This is a genomic window from Nonomuraea indica (genome assembly GCF_002850745.1).
GTDB classification, from domain to species: domain Bacteria; phylum Actinomycetota; class Actinomycetes; order Streptosporangiales; family Streptosporangiaceae; genus Nonomuraea; species Nonomuraea indica.
This window is the reverse complement of record NZ_KZ559466.1, coordinates 220,712-241,387: the sequence shown is the minus strand read 5'-3', so window position 1 is coordinate 241,387 and position 20,676 is coordinate 220,712. Positions and strand designations below refer to the sequence as shown.

Here is a 20,676-nt window from a genome sequence, read left to right as displayed (position 1 = left end):
GCGGAGCCCGCCGCGCATGCGAAACGGCGAAGGAGCCTCCGGAGAGGCCCCTTCGCCGTTTCGGGAGGGGTGCTACGCCTTGGCCAGGGTGCCGAGGTAGAGCTCGATCACCTTCGGGTCGTTGGCGAGCTGGCGGCCGGTGCCGGTGTAGGCGTTGCGGCCCTGGTCCAGCACGTAGCCGCGGTGGCAGATCTGCAGGCAGCGCCGGGCGTTCTGCTCGACCATGATGACCGTGACGCCCGCCTTGTTGATCTGCTGGGCCTGGATGAAGACCAGGTCCTGCAGCTTGGGCGACAGGCCGGCCGACGGCTCGTCCAGCAGCAGCACCGACGGCTCGGTCATGAGCGCCCGGGCCATCGCCACCATCTGGCGCTCACCGCCCGACAGGGAGCCGGCGCGCTGCTTGCGCCGCTCCTTCAGGGCGGGGAACAGCTCGGCGACGAACTCGAAGCGCTCCTTGAACTTGCCGGGCACCTGGAAGGCGCCCATCTCGAGGTTCTCCTCGATGGTGAGGCTGGGGAAGACGTTGTTGGTCTGCGGGACGTACCCGACGCCGCGGGAGACCAGCTCGTGCGCCTTCATGTTCGTGATGTCCTCACCCTTGAGCCGCACTGTGCCGCTACGGATGTTGACCAGCCCGAACATGGCCTTGAGCAGCGTCGACTTGCCCGCGCCGTTGGGCCCGATGATGCCGATCAGCTCGCCCTGCTGGACGTACAGGTCGGAGCCGTTGAGGATGTTGACCCCCGGCAGGTAGCCGGCGATCAGCTCGTCGCACCGCAGCACGGCGTTCTCGGCGCCGGCCAGGTGCTCGCTGCGGTCGGTGACGGCCCGCTCGGAGCCGTCCTGCGCCGCGGCGGGAGTGGACTCGGGGACGGCGTTCACTTCTGCGTCTCCTCTACGATCTCTTCCTCCAGCGCCGCCTCCGCCTCATGCAGCTGCTTCTCGAGCTCGCTCTCCGAGAGGGGAGCGTCGTGGTGGGCGCCGAGGTAGGCGTCGATGACGCGCGGGTCGGACATGATCGTGTCCGGCGGGCCCTCGGAGATGACGGCGCCCTGGGCCATGACGATGACCCAGTCGCTGATGTCGCGGACCATGTCCATGTCGTGCTCGACGAACAGCACGGTCATGCCCTGCTCGCGCAGGTCCTTGACGTGGCCGAGCAGTGACTGGGTGAGCGCCGGGTTGACGCCGGCCATCGGCTCGTCGAGCATGACGAGCTCCGGCTGCACCATGAGCGCGCGGGCCATCTCGAGCAGCTTGCGCTGGCCGCCGGACAGCGACCCGGCGAAGTCGTCGCGCTTCTTGTCGAGCTTGAAGCGGACCAGCAGCTCCTCGGCCCGTTCGGTGATCTCGGCCTCCTGGTCGCGCCAGAAGCCGGGCACGAGGGCGCGCCAGAAGCTCTCGCCCTTCTGGGCCTGGGCGCCGAGCCGCATGTTCTCGATGACGGTCAGCTTGGACAGCGCCTTGGTGAGCTGGAAGGTCCGCACCATGCCGGCGCGGGCCACCTTGTGCGGGGGCACGCCGTGCATGTTGCGGCCGTTGAACGTCCACTGGCCGGCGTCGGCCGTGTCGAAGCCGGTCAGCTGGTTGAAGAAGGTGGTCTTGCCGGCGCCGTTGGGGCCGATCAGCGCGGTGATGGAGCCGCGCTGCACCTCGACGTGGTCGACGTCGACCGCGGTGAGGCCGCCGAAGCGCCGGACGACGCCGTCGACCACCAGGATCGGGTCGGGCTTGGCCACGCCGGGGTCGCGGTCCAGGTCCTTGAAGGCGGCCAGCGCCGCGGCCTTGCGGTCCGTGGCCGTGGTCTCAGCGTGCATCGATCGCTATCTCCCTCTTGTCACCGAAGATGCCCTGTGGCCGGAAGACGACCAAGAGGATGAGTCCCAGCCCGACGAGAAGGAAACGGAACTGGCCGACCTGAGTGGAGGTCATGAAGGTGATGTACCCGGCTTCGACCGCTCCGCTCAGCACGCCGTAGACGAGGACCAGCAGCACCCAGAAGATCATCGAGCCGACGACCGGGCCGAACACGCGGGCCGCGCCGCCGAGGATGAGGATGGTGTAGGCGAAGAAGGTCGTCTCGGTGCCGAAGATGTCGGGCTGCACCGAGGCGAAGGCCAGGCCGTACACGAACCCGCCCAGCGAGCCGATGACGCCGCCCAGGACCAGCGACTGCATCTTGTATGAGAAGACGTTCTTGCCGAGGCTGCGCACGGCGTCCTCGTCCTCGCGGATGGCCTTCAGCACGCGGCCCCACGGGCTCTTCATGAGCATGTAGACGAGCAGGCACGACAGGCCGACGAGGACCCAGCCGACGAGCAGCACCCACAGCAGCCGGTGGTTGAAGGTGAACCAGCCGAAGCCGTACTCGCCCGCGGGGAAGGGGTTGAGCGCGTAGAAGCCGTCGGAGAAGCCGCGCCGCCCGTCGGAGCCGCCGAAGACGTCCTTGAACGCCACCGACCGGAAGATCAGCCGGATGATCTCGGCTGCGGCGATGGTGACGATGGCCAGGTAGTCGGCGCGCAGCCGCAGCGTCGGGATGCCCAGCAGCAGTGCCAGGAGCGCCGCGGCGAGCAGGCCGACCACGATGCCGGCCCAGAACGGCAGGCCCAGCACGGTGACGGTGACGGCGAGGCCGTAGCCGGCGACGGCCATGAACGCCGCCTGGCCGAAGTTGAGCAGGCCGGTGTAGCCGAAGTGGACGTTCAGCCCGATCGCGGCGAGCGCGTAGAGCACCGTCTCGACGCCGATGGCGGCCTTGACGGTGGTCGAGATGATCGTGTTCCAGTCCATGGTTCCCCCCGTCAGCCGATCCGCTCGCGGCGGCCGAGGATGCCCTGCGGCCGGAAGAGGAGCACGATGATGAGTACGGCCAGTGCGCCGACGCTCTTGAGCTCCGGCGGCACCCAGAGGGTGGACAACTGGATGAACAGGCCGACGATGAGTGAGCCGACGAGCGCGCCCCACGCGGTGCCGAGCCCGCCGAGCGTGACGCCGGCGAAGATGAGCAGCAGGATGTCCTGGCCCATGTTGAACTTCAGGCTCTGCGAGAGGCCGAGCATGATGCCGGCCAGCGCGGCGATGGCGCCGCCCATGGTCCAGATGATGCGGATGACCCGGTCGACGTTGATGCCGGAGGACGCGGCGAGCGCCGGGTTGTCGGCCACGGCGCGGGCGGCCTTGCCGGTGCGGGTGCGCAGCAGCGCCAGGCTGACCACGACCAGGACCAGCAGCTCGATGGCCATGGCGACGAAGTTCTTCGGGGCGGCGGTGATGGGGCCGACCTGGATGCCGGCCTGGCCGGTGTACTGGGTGTAGACCTCGGTCTGGCCGCCGAAGATGATGAGGAAGAGGTAGCGCAGGAAGAGCGCCACGCCGATCGACACGATCATCATGGCGATGATGCCGGTGCCGCGTTTGCGCAGCTGGCCCCAGAAGAATCTGTCCTGGGCGTATCCGAAGCCGCCTGCGAGGATCACCGCGATGACGGCGGCGGGGATGAGATGCAGCCCGACGCCGGCGTTGAAGGCGTAGGCGAGGATGGCCCCCAGCGTGACCAGCTCGCCGTGGGCGAAGTTGGTCAGGCCCGTGGTGCCGTAGATGAGCGACAGGCCGAGCGCGGCCAGGGCGATGATGAGGCCCAGGTTGAGGCCTTCGAAGGCGAGCTGCGCCGCCTGTGTCCAGAAGCTGCTCTGCCCGGCCTCCTCCTCCGCTGGCTGGCCGGGTGCTCCCTTGGCCTGGAGCGCGAAGAGCACGGTCGACATGTTGCCGTCGTAGACCGTGGGTGTGCGGACGTTGTTGCCGCCCCGGACCGCGACGTTCTGCGGCAGCGTGTTGGCATCGAGTGTGACCTTGTATTTGCCCGGCTTCTCGACCGGGACCTGCCACGTGCCTTGGGCGTTACTAGTAACCTCCGCAACGGGTTGTCCGCTTTCGGTGGTCACGACGATTTTCACGCCGTTCACTGGCTGGCCTTGGAATGTGAGTGTCCCTCTCAAGCCCTGTTCCGGCGCTGCCGCATGGGCGGGCGACGTGAGCAAGAGGACGAGTCCACTCAGGAAGGCCGTGAACGCGATCACGGCTCTGCGCAATGGTGCTCCCTCAGATAGGTCAAGGCGGGGTTGTGCCCCTCCATCTCGACACGCGGGCATCGCAGGCACAACTGGGATGCTGTCGGCGGGAGCTTATTCCTCGAACGACCGGTTCACTATCGTTCGTCACCAATTAGTGACATCGGCGTGTCACTTGCGTGAGCAACCAAGTCAGCAGGTCAAGGCCTACATTGCCGAACGGCGCGGAGCTTGCGTGTCATGACCCGGTGACATACGGGCGCCGGCCCCGAAGGGGCGGGTCGCCGGAAGGGAGACGAGCCCGAGGGGTGACCTTTGGGGCCGTGCGGGGCTTCCCCGGCCGCACACGTTATCTACTCGGTCGCCCCCCGCGGGCTCTGCTCGGACCACCGTAGCGACCCGCGGGGGCCCTGTGCAAAGGGAGACGTGAGTCGCGTGCCGCGTCGCCCCGCCCGCGTCGGGTCGCCAGGCTCGCGGTGGCAGCCCGGGTGGCTCGCGGAGGGAGTCGCCGGGCTCGCGGGCAGCCCGCGCGGCTCGCTGGGGAGTCGCCAGGCTCGCGGAGGTGGTCCGCGCGGCCCGCGTTCGGTCCGCGCGGCTCGCGTTCGGTCCGCGCGGCTCGCGTTCGGACCGCGCGGCTCGCGTGCCGGGGCGGGCAGGGGTCAGCGGTCGCGCAGCATGCAGGTGAGCCGCGACGTGCAGACGCGCCGGCCCTGGTCGTCGGTGATCTCGATGTCGTACGAGGCCAGCGTCCGGCCGCCGTGCAGCCGGGTGGCGACGCCGGTCACGTGGCCGGAGGTGGCGGAGCGGTGGTGGGTCGCGTTGATCTCGATGCCGACCGCGATGCGCTCGGGACCGGCGTGGATGGCCGCGCCCGTCGAGCCGATCGTCTCGGCCAGCACGACCGAGGCGCCGCCGTGCAGCAGGCCGTACGGCTGCGTGTTGCCCGCCACCGGCATCCTGGCCACGACGCGCTCGGCGCTGGCCTCGAGGAACTCGATCCCCATCCGGTGCGGCAGCGTGCCCTCGTACATGCCGTCGAAGAGGGCGAGTTCGTCAGGGTTGGTCTGCGTCAAGGGGACGCCTCCACTCTTCCGGGCTCGGGTTTTCTGTCGCATCCGCAGACTAGGCTGCGGGTGTGCCGAAGAGTGAAGTGACCCCCAGCCGCCCGTGCCTGCTGCTGCTCGACGGGCATTCGCTGGCCTATCGCGCGTTCTACGCGCTCAAGGACGCCAACCTCATGACCACCGACGGTCAGCACACCGAGGCGGTCTACGGGTTCACCTCGATGCTGACCAACATCCTGCGCGACGAGCAGCCGTCGCACGTGGCCGTCGCCTTCGACCGGTCGGAGCCGACGTTCCGGCACGAGGAATACGCCGCCTACAAGGCCAACCGGAGCGAGACGCCCGAGGACTTCCGAGGTCAGATGCAGCTCATCTACGAGCTGCTCGACACGCTGCGTGTCCCGCGCCTGTCCAAGGCGGGCTTCGAGGCCGACGACCTGATCGCCACGCTGGCCACCCGCGCCGCCGCCGAGGGCATGAGCGTGCTGATCGTCACCGGCGACCGTGACGCGCTGCAGCTCGTCGACGAGCACGTCACCGTGCTCATGACGCGCCGCGGCATCAGCGACATGACGCGTTTCACGCCGGAGACGGTGCAGGAGAAGTACGGCCTCACCCCGGTCCAGTATCCCGACTTCGCCGCGCTGCGCGGCGACCCCAGCGACAACCTGCTGAGCATCCCCGGCGTCGGCGAGAAGACCGCGGCCAAGTGGGTGCGCGAGTTCGGCTCGCTGACCGCGCTGGTCGACCGGGTCGACGAGGTCAAGGGCAAGGTCGGCGACAAGCTGCGCGAGCACGTCGCCCAGGTGCTGATGAACCGCCGGCTCACCGAGCTACTGCGCGACGTCCCCGTCGAGGTGGAGCTGGGCGACCTCAGGCAGGGGGCGTGGGACCGCGAGGAGATCAACAAGCTGTTCGACACGCTGCAGATCCGCGGCGAGCTGCGCGAGCGTGTCTTCAAGGTGCTCGGCACCGGCGAGCAGGAGCCCGACCAGGGCTTCGAGGTCGAGACCGTCATCCTCGGGCCCGACCGGGTCGCCGGCTGGCTGGCGGCGATGCCCGCCGGCCGCGCCGGGCTGGCGTTCCGCGGTGTCTACGGCAGCGGCACCGGGCGCATCGACGCCCTCGCCGTGGCCTCGCCCGACGGCACGGCGGCCCACATCGACCCGGTCAAGCTCACCGAGGCCGACGAGGCGGCGCTGAGCGCCTGGCTGGCCGACGAGAGCAGGCCCAAGGCCGCGCACGACGCCAAGGGGCCCATCCTGGCGCTGTGGCAGCAGGGCATGGAGCTCAGGGGCCTGTCCTGCGACACGGCCCTGGCCGCCTACCTCGCGATGCCGGGGCAGCGCACGTTCGCGCTGGAGGACCTCGCCCGCCGCTACCTCAACCGCGACCTGCGCGCCGAGGAGGCGCCCAACGGCCAGGCCGCGCTGTTCGGCGACGACGAGGACGCCCCGGCCAAGGAGCTGGCGCTGCGCGCCCACGCCGTGCGCGAGCTGGCCGACGCCCTGGAGGGTTTCCTGGCGGGCCGGGGCGGCACGCAGCTGATGACCGACGTGGAGCTGCCGCTGCTGACCGTGCTGGCCGAGCTGGAGCGGGCCGGCATCGCCGTCGACGGCGAATACTTCGCGGCTCTGGAGGCCGAGTTCGGCGCGGCGGTCAAGCACGCCACCGAGGAGGCCCACCGGGTCGTCGGCGAGCAGTTCAACCTCGGCTCGCCCAAGCAGCTGCAGGAGATCCTCTTCGTCCGGCTCAACCTGCCCAAGACCAAGAAGATCAAGACCGGCTACAGCACCGACGCCGACCAGCTCGCCTGGCTCGCCACGCAGACCGAGCACGAGCTGCCGACGATCATGTTGCGGCACCGTGACCAGCAGAAGCTCCGCACCACGGTCGAGGGCCTCATCAAGGAGATCGCCGACGACGGGCGCATCCACACCACCTTCAACCAGATCATCGCCGCGACGGGCCGCCTGTCGTCGGAGAAGCCCAACCTCCAGAACATCCCGATCCGCACCGCCGAGGGCCGCCGCATCCGCCAGGGCTTCGTGGTGGGCGAGGGCTACGAGACGCTGCTGACCGCCGACTACAGCCAGATCGAGCTGCGCATCATGGCCCACCTGTCGGGTGACGAGTCGCTGATCGCGGCGTTCGAGTCGGGTCACGACTTCCACCAGGCCACGGCCGCCCGGGTGTTCGACCTGCCGCCCGAGCAGGTCGACGGCGAGCTGCGGGCCCGCATCAAGGCGATGAACTACGGTCTGGCCTACGGTCTGTCCGACTTCGGGCTGTCCGGCCAGCTCAACATCCCGGTGGCCGAGGCGCGGGCGCTGAAGGAGGAGTACTTCCAGGAGTTCGGCGGCGTCCGCGACTTCCTGCACGACATCGTCCGGCAGGCGCGCAACGACGGCTACACCGAGACGATCATGGGTCGTCGCCGCTACCTGCCCGACCTGACCAGTGACAACCGCCAGCGCCGGGAGATGGCCGAGCGGATGGCGCTCAACGCGCCCATCCAGGGGTCGGCGGCCGACATCATCAAGGTCGCCATGCTCCACGTCCGCCAGGCGCTGCGGGAGGAGGGCCTGGCCTCCCGGATGCTGCTGCAGGTGCACGACGAGCTGGTCTTCGAGGTGGCGCCCGGCGAGCTGGAGCGGTTGCGGCAGGTGGTGTGCGACCAGATGAACGCCGCCTACCACCTGCGCGTTCCGCTGGAGGTCTCGGTCGGCGTCGGCCGCACCTGGGAGGACGCCGGCCACTAGAGGCCCGCCGAGGACCTCAGCAGCGCCCTGCCACCCGCCCGCACGGTGCGCCCGGCCGGCAAACGGTGCCGGCCTGCCCCGCAGGACGCCAGGCGGCCGTACGAGGCTACACGGCTGGTACGGCTGCGGGCGGCTCGCAGGGGCCGTGCGGAGCGCGCGGTGCCGTGCGGCGAGTCGCGGAGCGCGCGGTGCCGTGCGGCGAGTCGCGGGGCGCGGGTGGGCCTGGCGGGGGACGTGGCGGGGCGGGGTCCGATCGCGGCTCGCGGGAGGGCGTCGGCGCGGCAGGTGGGCCTGAGCCGCCGTCGTGGGGTGAGGGCGTACGATTTCCCGTTCGTCGGTGCCTGGGTGGTTATGGGGCCAGGTGTCGGGGCAGTTCCGGCATCTTGTGAAGGATCGCCACATGGTGGTTCTGCACTAACCTTGATCAGGTCATCTCCCCGAATGGCACTGGAGTTCTGTGCGGTCCGCAGCGTCCCTCACGACGATCATCGGCATCGCGAACGCCGTGGTGCTGGCCGTGGCCGCGGTCGGCCTCATGGTGGTCCCCTCCGCCGGGGAGACCCCGGCGCAACGGGCCGGCGCCGCAGCGAAGCAGCAGACCCCGCAGCGGCCGGAGTCGCGCCCCTCGCCCTCGCAGGGGACCGGGGAGCCGCCCGGCGTGGTGGCGACCCCCGAGTTCGCCCGGCAGGTGAAGGCGAACGAGGCCGGCCTGGTGCCGGTGCTGATGTACCACCGGATCGTCACCAGGCGGCACGCCGCCATCGACCGCACGCCCAAGCAGTTCAGGCAGGAGCTGGAGCGGCTCGCCCGGCAGGGGTACGTGCCGATCACCGCGACGGAGTTCGCCACCGGCGACATCCGGGTGCCCGCGGGGAAGTTCCCCGTGGTGCTGACGTTCGACGACGGGCACCCGACCCACTTCGGCCTCGACGCCGCGGGCCGGCCGCGTCCGGACACGGCGGTCGGCATCATCCTCGACGTGGCCAGGAAGTACCCGTCGTTTAGGCCCGTCGCCACGCTCTGGGTCAACCGGGAGCCGTTCGGGCTGCGCGACCAGGCCCAGCAGGAGGCGGCCGTGCGGTGGCTGACCGGTCACGGGTTCGAGGTCGCCAACCACACCTGGGGGCACGCCAACCTGCGCGCGGTGCCGACCTCTCAGGTGCGCCGGCAGATCGTCAGGCTGGAGCGCCTGCTGGCGAAGCTGGGAGCCGGCCCGTCGAGGACCATGGCGCTGCCGTACGGGAACCTGCCGCGCGTGAAGAAGGCGGCCCGCTCCGGAGGCTGGGAGGGCACCCGCTACGACTTCGCCGGGGTGTTCCTGGCGGGCGCCGAGCCGTCGGTTTCGCCCTACGCGAAAAAATTCGACCGCGGCGCGATCCAGCGGATCCAGAGCAACGGCAAGAAGGGCGAGTGCCGCAAGTGGTGCTCGCAGTACTGGCTCGAATGGCTGGACAGGCACCCGCGGGAGCGATTCGTCTCCGACGGCGACCCGGAGCGGATCTCCGTCCCGGAGCGACTTCGGGGTAATATCGAGGCGCGGCGGGGGGCCCAGGTCAACGCTTACTGATCAGTCGATCGGCGGTTGACGCGCATCATGGATTGACCCCGTGCTCCTTGTCTCATATCCTGATCGCTGCGCTGTGGGCTCGCGCGCGCCTCAGACGGAGCGGGCTCGCGCTCGGTCACGTCGATGTCGTAACTCCTCGGCTTGATGCGGAAGAGGGCCTGCCGCGCATCCGCCACATCGACATCCTGTCCGCGTTCGGAGCAATTCCACACATGACGTCCAGCACTGAGGCCACCTCGAGCACCCCGCAGGTAGCGGTCAACGACATCGGGTCCGAGGAAGCCTTCCTCGCCGCGATCGACGAGACCATCAAGTACTTCAACGACGGCGACATCGTCGAGGGCACCGTCGTCAAGGTCGATCGAGACGAGGTCCTTCTCGATATCGGCTACAAGACCGAGGGTGTCATCCCCTCGCGCGAGCTTTCGATCAAGCACGATGTCGACCCTGCTGACGTCGTGGAGGTCGGCGAGCACGTCGAAGCCCTGGTTCTCCAGAAGGAGGACAAGGAGGGCCGCCTGATCCTGTCCAAGAAGCGGGCTCAGTACGAGCGCGCCTGGGGCACGATCGAAAAGATCAAGGACGAGGACGGCATCGTCACCGGTACCGTCATCGAGGTCGTCAAGGGTGGTCTCATCCTCGACATCGGCCTCCGTGGCTTCCTCCCCGCGTCCCTGGTCGAGATGCGCCGTGTCCGCGACCTGCAGCCGTACGTCGGCCGCGAGCTCGAGGCGAAGATCATCGAACTCGACAAGAACCGCAACAACGTGGTCCTGTCGCGTCGCGCCTGGCTCGAGCAGACGCAGTCCGAGGTTCGCCAGACGTTCCTCAACACCCTCCAGAAGGGTCAGGTCCGCAAGGGCGTCGTCTCCTCGATCGTCAACTTCGGCGCGTTCGTGGACCTCGGCGGCGTCGACGGCCTGGTCCACGTGTCCGAGCTGTCCTGGAAGCACATCGACCACCCCTCCGAGGTCGTCGAGGTCGGCCAGGAGGTCACGGTCGAGGTCCTCGACGTCGACATGGAGCGCGAGCGCGTCTCCCTGTCGCTCAAGGCCACCCAGGAAGACCCGTGGCAGCAGTTCGCCCGCACCCACCAGATCGGCCAGGTCGTGCCGGGCCGCGTCACCAAGCTGGTGCCGTTCGGCGCGTTCGTCCGGGTCGAGGAGGGCATCGAGGGCCTGGTCCACATCTCCGAGCTGGCCGAGCGCCACGTGGAGATCCCGGAGCAGGTCGTCCAGGTCGGCGACGAGATCTTCGTCAAGATCATCGACATCGACCTCGACCGCCGTCGCATCAGCCTCTCGCTGAAGCAGGCCAACGAGGGTGTCGGCACCGAGGTCGAGTTCGACCCCACGCTCTACGGCATGGCGGCGACCTACGACGACCAGGGCAACTACATCTACCCCGAGGGCTTCGACCCGGAGACCGGCGAGTGGCTCGAGGGCTTCGACAAGCAGCGCGAGGAGTGGGAGCGGCAGTACGCCGAGGCCCAGCAGCGCTTCGAGGCGCACCGCAAGCAGATCGAGGAGGCCCGCAAGGCCGAGGCGGAGGCCGGCGAGGCCGCTCCCTCGTCCTACAGCGGCGAGTCGCAGGCCCAGGCCAGCAGCTCGTCCTCGTCCGCTCCGGCCAGCGGCGCCCTCGCCTCCGACGAGGCTCTCGCGGCTCTGCGCGAGAAGCTCGCCGGCGGTCAGAGCTGACCTGAGGCTGTAGCCGAACGTCCGTGAGAAGGCCCCGCACGATCATCGTGCGGGGCCTTCTTCGTTGATCCGGTCCGGCCGGCGGTGCAATCGCGGAACGAACCTTTCCGCGATCATGTCTACTGTCGTCGGCATGAAGTCCTTCCACATCGCCATTCCCCAGCCCGACCTCGACGACCTCCGGCAGCGGCTGCGCCGCACCCGCTGGGCCCGGCAGCTCCCGGGCGGGTGGAGCAGAGGAGTGACCGTCGAGTACCTGCGCGAGCTGGCCGCGTACTGGGCCGACGGATTCGACTGGCGGGCCCAGGAGGCCAGGCTCAACGCCTTCCCCCAGTACACGACCGAGATCGACGGCCAGACCGTCCACTTCGCGCACGTCCGCTCGCCCGAACCGGACGCGGTCCCGCTGATCCTCACCCACAGCTGGCCCAACTCCTTCGCCGAGTTCCTCGACGTCATCGGCCCCCTCACCGACCCGCGCGCCCACGGGCTCGACCCCGCCATCGCCTTCCACGTCGTGGCGCCCTCGTTGCCGGGCTTCGGCTTCTCGCCGTTCCCCGAGCCCGCCGACGAACGCCCGTGGAGCATCGAGCGGGTCGCCCGCACCTGGGCTGAACTGATGCGCCGGCTCGGCTACGACCGGTACGGCGCGCACGGCAACGACGCCGGAGCCCTCGTCACCCCCCAACTGGCCGCCCTCGACAGCGACCACGTGATCGGCTCCCACATCACCGGCGGGCTGGGCATGCCCACCGGGGACCCGGCGGAGCTGGCGGACGCCGACGAGGAGGAGCGGGCCATGGCCGCCCACATCGGGCAGATGTGGGCGGGCGGCAGCGGCTACGGCCTCTACCTGTCCAACCGGCCGCAGACGCTCGCCTTCGGCTTCGCCGACTCCCCGGTCATGCAGCTCGCCTACCTGGTCGAACGGTTCAAGGAGTTCGACGGCTGGCCCGGCGGGAAGGGCGAGGTGGCCGAGCCCGTGGCTCGCGACCTCGTGCTCACCAACGCGACGATCTACTGGCTGACGGGCACGGGCGGGTCGTCCTCCTGGACCTACTACGAGGGGGCGGCCGGCATGCCGATCGACCAGGACCGCGTGCCGACCGGGGTGTCGCACGGCGGCCCGGACCTGTTCCGCCGCCTCGCCGAGCGCCGCAACCGCATCGTCAGCTGGGGGGACGGGCACAGCCCCAGCCACATGGTCGCCATGGCGGCGCCGCAGTCGGTGGTAACCGGCATCCGCGAGTTCTTCGCCCTGGTGCGCTGAATCCGGACCCTCGCCCCCGCCGGGCGGGTCCGGCGGGGGCTGGACGGCACGTCCCCCGCCTGCAGTAGGGTGCTGGCCGTGGAGATCGAGCGGGCCGTGCCGGCGGACGCGGGCGAGATTCTCACCGTGCAGCGCGCCGCGTACGTCACCGAGGCCCAGCTCTACGGCGACCCCTTCCTGCCGCCCCTGGTGGAGTCGATGGAGCAGGTCCGCGCCACCATCGGCGACGCCGTCGTGCTCAAGGCGACCGACGCCGGGCGGATCGTCGGCGCCGTGCGCGGCCGGCTGGCCGGCACGACCTGCCTGGTGGGACGGCTCGTGGTGGCCCCCGACCGGCAGCGGCGCGGCCTCGGCGCGGCGCTGCTCGCGGCGCTGCACGAGACGGTCCCGCAGGCGGCGGCGTTCGACCTGTTCACCGGCCACCTGTCGGAGGGCAACCTGCGGCTCTACCGGCGCCTCGGCTACCGGGAGACCCACCGCGAGCGGATGGACGACCACCTGACGCTCGTCCACCTGCGCCGTCCGGCCGAGCCCGCCACTGGATAGGCTTGCCGGGTGCTGAAGATCGGACTCACCGGCGGCATCGGCTCGGGCAAGAGCGAGGTGTCCCGCAGGCTCGCCGCCAGGGGCGCCGTGGTCATCGACGCCGACCGGATCGCCCGCGAGGTGGTGGAGCCCGGCACGGTGGGCCTGGCCCGCGTGGTGGCGGCGTTCGGGGACGAGGTGCTGCGGGCTGACGGTTCGCTCGACCGGGAGCGCCTCGGCGCCGTCGTCTTCGCCGACTCCGAGCGGCTCGCCGTGCTCAACTCGATCGTCCACCCGCTCGTCGGGGAGCGGGTGGCCGAGCTGCAGGCGCGCGCGCCCGCCGACGCGATCGTGGTCTACGACGTTCCGCTGCTGGTGGAGAACAACCTCGCCCCCATGTACGACGCCGTCATCGTCGTCGACGCCTCCGACGAGGTGCGGGTCGCCCGGCTCGCCGAGCACCGCGGCATGCCCGAGTCCGACGCCCGGGCCCGCATCGCCGCGCAGGCCGGCCGGGACGAACGGCTCAGGGCCGCCCACATCGTGATTCCCAACGAGGGCACGCTGGAGGAGCTCGAAGCCCGGGTCGGCGAGGTGTGGCAGGACCTGCTCGCCCGCGCCGCCCGCGGCTGACCACGACGAGCACCACGACGAGCACCACGAAGAGCACCGCGACGGTCCGGCGTCCGGCCCGGCGGTACGATGGGCGGCGGTTCTGATGGGCGAGCGGATGGTGGCGGTTCGACGCATGACCGAGGAGCGGCCTGGCAGCCGGCCGAGCGAGGCAGGCAGCGCCGCCGGCCGACGCGACCCGCAGGACGACCTGCCGCAGGATCCGCGGGGTGACCTGTCGCGCGACCCGCGGCACGGCCCGCAGGGTGACCTGTCGCAGGGCGCGCGAGGTGACCTGTCGCGCGACCCGCGGCGCGATCTGCGGGGCGACTGTGCGAGCTGCTTCGGCCTGTGCTGCGTGGCACTGCCCTTCTCGGCCTCGGCCGACTTCGCCGTCGACAAGGCCGCCGGCAGCCCGTGCCACAACCTCCGGGCCGACTTCCGGTGCGGCATCCACGACCGCCTCCGCCCCGAGGGCTTCCCCGGGTGCACCGTCTACGACTGCTTCGGCGCCGGGCAGAAGGTCTCCCAGGTGACGTTCGGCGGCCGTGACTGGCGGCAGGACCGCGAGACGGCGCGCAGCATGTTCGCGGTGTTCCCGGTCGTGCGGCAGCTCCACGAGCTGCTGTGGTACCTCACGGAGGTCCTCGCCCGGCCCGAGGCCCGGCCGGTCCACGCCGAGGCGCGCCGCGCGCTCGACGAGACGGAGGCGCTCACCCGCCGCGACCCGGCGGCCCTCGCCGAGCTGGACGTGGCCGCCCGGCGGCAGGCCGTCAACCCGCTGCTGCTGCGCGCCAGCGAGCTGGTGCGGGCCCCGCACCGGGCCAGGAGCCGCCGCGGCGCCGACCTCATCGGCGCCCGCCTCAGGAAGGCCGACCTGCGGGGCGCCGACCTGCGCGGCGCCTACCTGATCGGGGCCGACCTGACGGGCGCGGACCTCAGGGACGCCGACCTCATCGGGGCCGACCTGCGCGGCGCCGACCTGTCCGGCGCCGACCTGACCGGCAGCGTCTTCCTCACCCAGCCGCAGCTCGACTCCGCCAAGGGCGACGGTGCGACCAGGCTGCCGCCCTCGTTCACCCGCCCCGGCCACTGGCCCGCCGCGCGGGCGGCGGGGGAGCGGCCGCAGGCCAAGGCGGGGTCGCGCAAGGCGGCCAGGGGCGGCCGTCAGAAGAAGGGCGCGTCCAGGGGCACCTGGCGGACTCCGGGCAGGTAGGGGTCGAGCTCGCCCAGCTCGAACCTCGACATCCCGATGACGTGCCAGAACTGCCCGGCGACCTCGCCCTGCACCTTGTACCTGCCGTCGGGGGCGAGCGCCGCCCACCCCTCGGGCAGACCCAGCAGCGTCGCCCGGCGCTCGCCGCCCTCCCACAGGATGACCACGCCGTCGTCTCCCGCGCTCGCCAGCAGGTCCGAGGCGGGGCTGTAGGCGACCGACCACACCCGCCGTGCGTGGCCGGTGAGCGTGTGCAGCTCCGCGCCCGTGGCCGCGTCCCACACCCGCACGGTCAGGTCGTCGCCTCCCGTGGCCAGCCGGGTGCCGGTGGAGTCGAACGCCACCGACCACAGCCGCCCGGTGTGCCGGTCGAGCGTGTGCCGCAGCACCGGCTGCCACGGCTGGCCGGGCCGCAGCTCCCACACCTTGGCCAGCCCGTCGTTGGCGGCGCTGGCCAGGTGGCGGCCCGACGGCGAGAACACCACCGAGTAGACCCGGTCCGTGTGCCCGTCGAGCGTGGCGATCCGGCCGCCGGACTCGACGTGCCAGATGCGCACCAGCCGGTCGTCGCAGCCGGTCGCCACGTAGCGGCCGTCGGGGCTGAAGGCGATCGAGCGGACCCGGCCGCGGTGGTCGGCCAGGACGCTGACCTGCCGGCCGGTCGCCCGGTACCAGATGCGTACGCTGTCGTCGTCGTTGGCGGTGGCCAGCAGCGTGCCGTCGGGGCTGAACGCCTCGGCCCACACGTGGTCGGTCTCGACGTTCAGCTCGCGCTCGTAGTCGCCGGTGGTGGCGTTCCAGAAGTGCACGCCGCCGTCGTTGCTGGAGGTGGCGAGCACCGGCCCGGCCGGGGAGAACAGGGCGGACAGCAGCCGGTCGGAGGTGCCGGTGACCTCGCGCAGCCGCCGCGCGGAGCGCGGCTCCCACACCCGGACGACGCCGTCGTTGCCGCTGGTGGCGAGCATCGAGCCGTCGGCGCTGAACCGTACGGACGAGATGCGCCTGCCGTGGCCGCGCAGCACCCGCTGGCAGGTGCCGGAGGCCGGGTCCCACAGCCTGATCGTGCCGTCGTTGCTGCTGGTGGCGAGCTGCCCGCCGTCGGGCCGGAACGCGAACGGCCACACCGAGCTGCGGTGGCCGCTCAGCTCGATCCGGGTGGAGCCGCCCGGCGCCTGCAGCCGGACGATGCCGCCGGAGTCGCCGCTGGCCAGGGTGCGCCCGTCGGGGCTGAAGCGCACCTGGTAGACCGCCGCCGCGTGGGTGGTGTGCACGCCGCGCGGCTCACCCGCGACGGGGTTCCACAGCCGCACGGCGCCGGCCGTGTCGCCGGTGGCCAGCAGCGAGCCGTCGGGGGAGAAGGTGACGCAGTAGACGCTGCCCGTGTGGCCGGCTAGCGCGTGCCGCAGCGTCCACGACGCGGTCTCCCACACCCGTACGGTGCCCGCCTCGTCGCCGGTGGCCAGCAGCGACCCGTCGGGGCTGTGCACCGCGCGGTAGACGGCGCCGCGGTGCCCGCCGAGGGTGGCCACGACCGCGCCGGAGGCGAGGTCCCACACCCGCACCACGCCCGCCGAGTCGCCGGTCACCAGCGTCGCGTGGCCGAACGAGGCGGTGTAGACGGGTGCCTGGTGGCCGGCGAGCTGGTGGACCGGCCGTCCGGTGGGGGTCTCCCACAGGCGTACCACGCCGTCGCCGCCGCCGGCGGCCACCAGGTCGCCGCCGGGGCTGAGCCGCAGCGGCCAGACGCCGTCGGGACGGCCGGTCAGCTCGCGCAGCCGCTCGCCGGTCGCGGCGTTCCACAGCAGGACGCTGCCGTCGCTGGCGCCGGTGGCGAGCAGGTCGCCGGCGAAGGAGACGGCGTAGACGCGGCCCCGGTGTCCCTGCAGGGTGCGTACCGGCGAGCCGCCGACGCACAGCAGCACGCCGCCGTCCTCGCTGCCGATCGCGATCGTGGCCCCGTCGGGGCTGTAGGCGAGAGGTTCGGGCAGGCGGCTGGTCTGGAAGTGGTAGCCGTACGGGACGCCGATGGCGGCGGGCGCGAGCTGCACCTCGACCGGCCGTCCGGGCACCACGGCCGCGCCCGGCAGGTGGGGCAGGGTGCCGGTCACGTTGATCAGCGTGGCCCGGTGCCAGCGGGCGCCCTCGACGGTCACGTCGCTGAGGTCGGTCTCGGCCAGCCGCGCTCCCGACAGGTCGGCGCCGGTCAGGTCGGCGCCGGTCAGGCGGGCCCCGTCGAGCCGCGCGCCCACCAGCTTGGCGTCGCGCAGGACCGCCCGGGACAGGTTGGTGCCGGCGAGCGTGGTGTCGCTCAGGTCGGCGCCCGTCAGGTCGACCTCCTGCAGGTCGCGCGCCGACAGGTCCTCGCCCTTCAGGTCGGCGCCGCGCAGGTCGGCCCGCGCGGGGGTGCGCAGCCTGGCAGCGATCTTGACGGCGTTGGCGCGGGCCACGTCGTCGGCGGGCGGGTCGGCCACCCAGGCCCGCAGCGCGCGCACGTCGGCCAGGTCGCACAGGAACTCGACGGTCAGCGCCGACAGCGGCCGCCGGGCCAGCACGACGGGGTTGGCCATGGTGGCCGCGATGTGCCGGGCGATGAGCCACTCGCCCACCGAGGAGTGGATGAACCCGAACATCCCCTCCTCGGTGCGCACCAGCAGGCTGCCCGACCCCATCGCGTACGCGGCGTGCGCGGGCGAGAGCTGGCCGCCGGCGAGGTCGGTCAGCGTCTCGCCGAACTCGGTCAGCTCCTCCACGCCGAGCAGCGCCTCACCCGCGTCCCACAGCCGCAGCGCCAGCGCCGTCACCGCCTCCCACAGCTCGGCGGCGGTCAGCGCCGTGGCCGAGCCGGGTATCGCGGCCCGCCGCTCCTCGTAGGCGAGCCAGGAGCCGAGGATCTCCTCGTACAGCAGGGCGGGGCTGATCGTGTGGCGGGCCAGGACGGCGGTGCGCAGCCGTTCCGGGTCGAGGTCGGCGATGAAGCTGAGCATGCGCGGGTTCTGCGCCAGGTCGAACAGGCCCTCCAGGCTCTCCAGGAGCGCCATGCGGGCGCTCGCCTCGCCGTGGTCGTCGAAGCGGTTGGCGAGGTAGGAGCCGATCTGGGAGCGGGAGAAGTTCTCCACGGCGAGGACCCTGCGCTGCGGCAGCACCCCGACCATCTCGCCGAGCGAGGTGAGGACCTGGCTGTGCGACTTGAAGTGCTGGGTGCGGCTGGCCACCACGATCTTCGCCTTGTCCTCGGCGGCGGCGAGTAACGTCGTCAGGTGGTCGGCCGCCCGGTCGTAGGTCAGCCGGGTGACCAGCTCGTCGAACCCGTCGAACAGCAGCACGATGCGGCCCTGGCGCAGCAGGTAGCGGAACGCCTTGAGGTCGATGAACTCCTCGCCGTGGCTCGCCAGGTGCGCGGCCACCAGCGCGTCCACCGAGTGCGCCTTGTCCAGGGCGCGCAGCTCGATGAGGATCGGCGTCAGGTGGGGCAGCTCGGCCGGGATGCGCCGGGCCAGCTCGCGCAGCGCGAACGTCTTGCCGTGGCCGAAGTCGCCGAGCAGCAGCAGGAACCTGCCGTGGTCGGCCGACAGCAGCCGCACCAGATCGTCGGTCAGGCCCTCCTTGATGTGGCTGCCGGGGCGGTCGAGCTCGCGGTAGCGCTGCGGCACGTACAGGCTGGGCGGGTAGCGGCGGTCGGCGGTCAGCCTGGCGGTCTGCTCGGCCACGTAGCTGGACAGGTCGAGCAACCCCTGGAACTCGGTGAAGCTGCGCAGCCGCACGCCCCTGCGCATGAGGTCGTCGCGGATCGGGCGGGCCGGCGGCGGACCCTGGTAGACCAGCTCCGCGGCGAGGCCGGACGCGTGCGCCCGCCGGACGAACGCGTCGGCGTCGCCGCCGGTCACCTCGCCCACGTGGGCGCCGATCATCGCCTGGCGGACGAACCCGTCGTCGGGGTGGGTCACCACCAGGTGGGCGGGGAAGCGGCGGATCCGGGCGCGCTCGTGCCGGGCCTCGCACACCTCCACGATCCGGTCGAGCAGCAGCTCCACCGGGCTCGGCTCGCGCCCGGTCTCCTCGGGATGGGGCGGCGGGACCGGCCGCGTCTCGCCGGTGAACGTGGAGCGCGCCGCCTGCCAGGTGCGCGGGACGCGCTTCGGCTGCTCGTCGGGCAGCCAGGTGCGCACGCCGCCGGACCCGATCTCTACCACGTGGTGCCGGCCGGCGCGGGGCGCGGCCACGTACGCGCCGTCCGCCTCGCCCGACGTGCCGGGGTTGCCGTGGAAGAGCAGGTTGACGCGGCGGGCCAGCAGCCGTTCGTAGGCGGTGGCGTCGCGCAGCGCCGCCGGTGGGTGCCCCATCACGCCGAGCCGCAGCCAGGCCCGCTCCTCGTACGGCCGCAGCCGCTCGGCGAACCACGCGGCCTGCGTCTCGCCGAGCATCGGGTAGGCGTCGCGCTCCAGATGGCTCATGGCCATGGTGGAGTTGAGCCCGGCCACCGCCACCCGCAGGTCGGGCACCTCGAACAGGGTCCACGGCTGCCCGCCGTCGAACACCCGGTCGTCGAGCCCCTGGTAGACCTCGCCGAACAGGCCGGCGAAGTGCCGCCACTTGGGCCAGTAGGGCGGCTGCGGGCTGACGTCGTCGGCCTCGCAGGTCAGGAAGTAGGCGCTGGCGGCCGCCTTGGTGACGTCGCGCGGGCCGGGCACGACCACCAGCCGGTGCGGCTCCAGCCCGAGCAGCAGGCGCAGGCCGGTGAGGAACCGCGTCGCCTGCCCGAACTGCCCGAGGCTGCCGGACTCGGTCAGGTCTCCGCTGATCACCATGAGGTCGGGCCGCGGCATGCCCCGGTCGTACATGGAGGTCAGGTCGGCCCAGATGCGGGCCTGCATGTCCTCGGGCGTGAACGGCTCGCCGGGGTCGGGCAGCGCCCGGCCGAACCGGGGGCCGCCGATGTGCAGCACCGTCAGCGACTCGCGGCCCCGCTCGGCCGTGGCCGCGGGCGGGAACTTCGGCGCCGTGCCCGGCCCGCGCCGGGTGCGCGAGCGGTCGGCGGGGCGGTCGAGCGCGGGCGCCGGCGGCGGCGTGGCCGCCTTCCCGGCCGGCGCCCCGTGCGGGCCGCCCGCCGGGAAGGCGGGCGCGGCGGCGGGTTTGGCGCGCCCGGCCATCGCCTCCTTCACCCGGTCCAGCAGCAGGTCGCGGGCCTGGCCGGCGTCGGCCACGCCCACCAGGTCGACCCAGGTGATCGTGGACAGCAGCCCTTCCAGGTGCACGTCCTCCAGCCGGATCGTCACCAGCTTGTTGGAGGGGTCGTCGGGGTCGGCCCGCAGCGCGGCCTGCCACTCCAGGCGGCCGTAGCGGGAGGTCAGGTAGTTGCGCGAGAGCACCGCCACGACGAGCTGCGCCTCGCTGACGCCCCGGTCCATGAAGTCGATGAAGTTGGTGCCGGGGACGAAGTCCCACGCCTGGATCATGGTCTTGTAGCCCGCGGCCTCGAGCTCCCAGGCGATCCAGGTCGCCCACGCCGTGTCGGCCGGGGAGTAGCTGACGAAGATGTCGGTCGGCCTGCCGTCACGTGCCATCACCATCTCCCGAGGGGACTGTCGCCCTGGGGCGATGGGGGGAGGGGAAGGGCCGCCAGGGCCCGAGTGTGCGGTGACCCGCCGGTTCGGGGCATCGGAGATGTCCGTTCGTCGCGTATGAGATGGGTGACGCTGTGATACTGCTCGTGTGACTCGCCAGGTGCGCGCCTCCCCGGCCGCGGTGTGTGACCTGGGGTACCACCTCGTGGGGTGCCCGTCGTATCGCCGCCCGGTCGTCGGGCGGGCGGGTGAAGACGCGCCAGGGGTCGATCCGGTCGTCGAGGCGCGGGACCAATCACCTGCCAACGCGGGTGGCCGTGCGTAGGTCG

General features: G+C 71.8%; 13 protein-coding genes. 7 read left to right on the top strand and 6 right to left on the bottom strand.

Annotated elements, in window-relative coordinates; all coding sequences use genetic code 11:
• Positions 1 to 72: 72 nt before the first annotated feature.
• The 5 genes from CXR44_RS01135 to CXR44_RS01115 form a co-directional block, all read right to left on the bottom strand.
• Complete coding sequence (locus CXR44_RS01135; protein ID WP_101782938.1) at positions 73 to 885, bottom strand: ABC transporter ATP-binding protein; 813 nt, start codon at positions 883 to 885, stop codon at positions 73 to 75.
• Positions 882 to 1,820 carry an ABC transporter ATP-binding protein gene (locus CXR44_RS01130; RefSeq protein ID WP_101782937.1) on the bottom strand — a complete coding sequence of 313 codons (939 nt, stop codon included), beginning with the start codon at positions 1,818 to 1,820 and terminating at the stop codon, positions 882 to 884. The genes CXR44_RS01135 and CXR44_RS01130 overlap by 4 nt, the downstream gene beginning before the upstream one ends.
• Positions 1,810 to 2,796: a branched-chain amino acid ABC transporter permease gene (locus CXR44_RS01125; RefSeq protein ID WP_101782936.1), complete on the bottom strand. Its 987-nt coding sequence runs from the start codon at positions 2,794 to 2,796 to the stop codon at positions 1,810 to 1,812. The genes CXR44_RS01130 and CXR44_RS01125 overlap by 11 nt, the downstream gene beginning before the upstream one ends.
• Before the next feature lie 11 nt (positions 2,797 to 2,807).
• Positions 2,808 to 4,082, bottom strand: coding sequence for a branched-chain amino acid ABC transporter permease (locus tag CXR44_RS01120; protein ID WP_245898727.1), 1,275 nt, complete (start codon positions 4,080 to 4,082; stop codon positions 2,808 to 2,810).
• Between the two features lie 650 nt (positions 4,083 to 4,732).
• Positions 4,733 to 5,104, bottom strand: a complete 372-nt coding sequence (locus CXR44_RS01115) for a PaaI family thioesterase (protein ID WP_101783465.1) — start codon at positions 5,102 to 5,104, stop codon at positions 4,733 to 4,735.
• A 104-nt stretch (positions 5,105 to 5,208) separates the two neighbouring features.
• Here CXR44_RS01115 and polA point away from each other — a divergent pair, with 104 nt between their 5' ends.
• From polA to CXR44_RS01080, 7 genes are all read left to right on the top strand, one after another.
• Complete coding sequence (polA, locus tag CXR44_RS01110) at positions 5,209 to 7,899, top strand: DNA polymerase I (RefSeq protein ID WP_101782934.1); 2,691 nt, start codon at positions 5,209 to 5,211, stop codon at positions 7,897 to 7,899.
• A 457-nt stretch (positions 7,900 to 8,356) separates the two neighbouring features.
• Positions 8,357 to 9,466: a polysaccharide deacetylase family protein gene (locus tag CXR44_RS01105; RefSeq protein ID WP_101782933.1), complete on the top strand. Its 1,110-nt coding sequence runs from the start codon at positions 8,357 to 8,359 to the stop codon at positions 9,464 to 9,466.
• 212 nt (positions 9,467 to 9,678) lie between these two features.
• Entirely contained in the window at positions 9,679 to 11,163 is a 1,485-nt protein-coding gene (rpsA, locus tag CXR44_RS01100; protein WP_101782932.1) for a 30S ribosomal protein S1, read from the top strand.
• 133 nt (positions 11,164 to 11,296) lie between these two features.
• The gene (locus tag CXR44_RS01095; protein ID WP_245898726.1) at positions 11,297 to 12,433 is read left to right on the top strand and encodes an epoxide hydrolase family protein; all 1,137 of its coding nucleotides are present in this window, start codon (positions 11,297 to 11,299) and stop codon (positions 12,431 to 12,433) included.
• A 78-nt stretch (positions 12,434 to 12,511) separates the two neighbouring features.
• Positions 12,512 to 12,979, top strand: coding sequence for a GNAT family N-acetyltransferase (locus tag CXR44_RS01090; protein ID WP_397021959.1), 468 nt, complete (start codon positions 12,512 to 12,514; stop codon positions 12,977 to 12,979).
• 9 nt (positions 12,980 to 12,988) lie between these two features.
• On the top strand, positions 12,989 to 13,591 hold the full coding sequence (gene coaE, locus CXR44_RS01085; protein ID WP_101782930.1) for a dephospho-CoA kinase: 603 nt from the start codon (positions 12,989 to 12,991) through the stop codon (positions 13,589 to 13,591).
• Positions 13,592 to 13,706: 115 nt separating this feature from the next.
• On the top strand, positions 13,707 to 14,786 hold the full coding sequence (locus CXR44_RS01080; protein WP_101783463.1) for a pentapeptide repeat-containing protein: 1,080 nt from the start codon (positions 13,707 to 13,709) through the stop codon (positions 14,784 to 14,786).
• On the opposite strand, the gene CXR44_RS01075 is transcribed toward CXR44_RS01080, so the two are convergent.
• Positions 14,738 to 20,353, bottom strand: coding sequence for a WD40 domain-containing protein (locus CXR44_RS01075; protein WP_245898724.1), 5,616 nt, complete (start codon positions 20,351 to 20,353; stop codon positions 14,738 to 14,740). The two genes, CXR44_RS01080 and CXR44_RS01075, sit on opposite strands and share 49 nt — an antisense overlap.
• Positions 20,354 to 20,676 lie beyond the last annotated feature (323 nt).

Bases quoted from the DNA above. Each gene is read 5' to 3' on its own strand.
- CXR44_RS01130 (WP_101782937.1), bottom strand. From the start codon at position 1,820: ATGCACGCTGAGACCACGGCCACGGACCGCAAGGCCGCGGCGCTGGCC.
- CXR44_RS01125 (WP_101782936.1), bottom strand. From the start codon at position 2,796: ATGGACTGGAACACGATCATCTCGACCACCGTCAAGGCCGCCATCGGC.
- CXR44_RS01115 (WP_101783465.1), bottom strand. From the start codon at position 5,104: ATGTACGAGGGCACGCTGCCGCACCGGATGGGGATCGAGTTCCTCGAG.
- rpsA (WP_101782932.1), top strand. From the start codon at position 9,679: ATGACGTCCAGCACTGAGGCCACCTCGAGCACCCCGCAGGTAGCGGTC.
- CXR44_RS01095 (WP_245898726.1), top strand. From the start codon at position 11,297: ATGAAGTCCTTCCACATCGCCATTCCCCAGCCCGACCTCGACGACCTC.
- CXR44_RS01080 (WP_101783463.1), top strand. From the start codon at position 13,707: ATGACCGAGGAGCGGCCTGGCAGCCGGCCGAGCGAGGCAGGCAGCGCC.
- CXR44_RS01075 (WP_245898724.1), bottom strand. From the start codon at position 20,353: ATGGTGATGGCACGTGACGGCAGGCCGACCGACATCTTCGTCAGCTAC.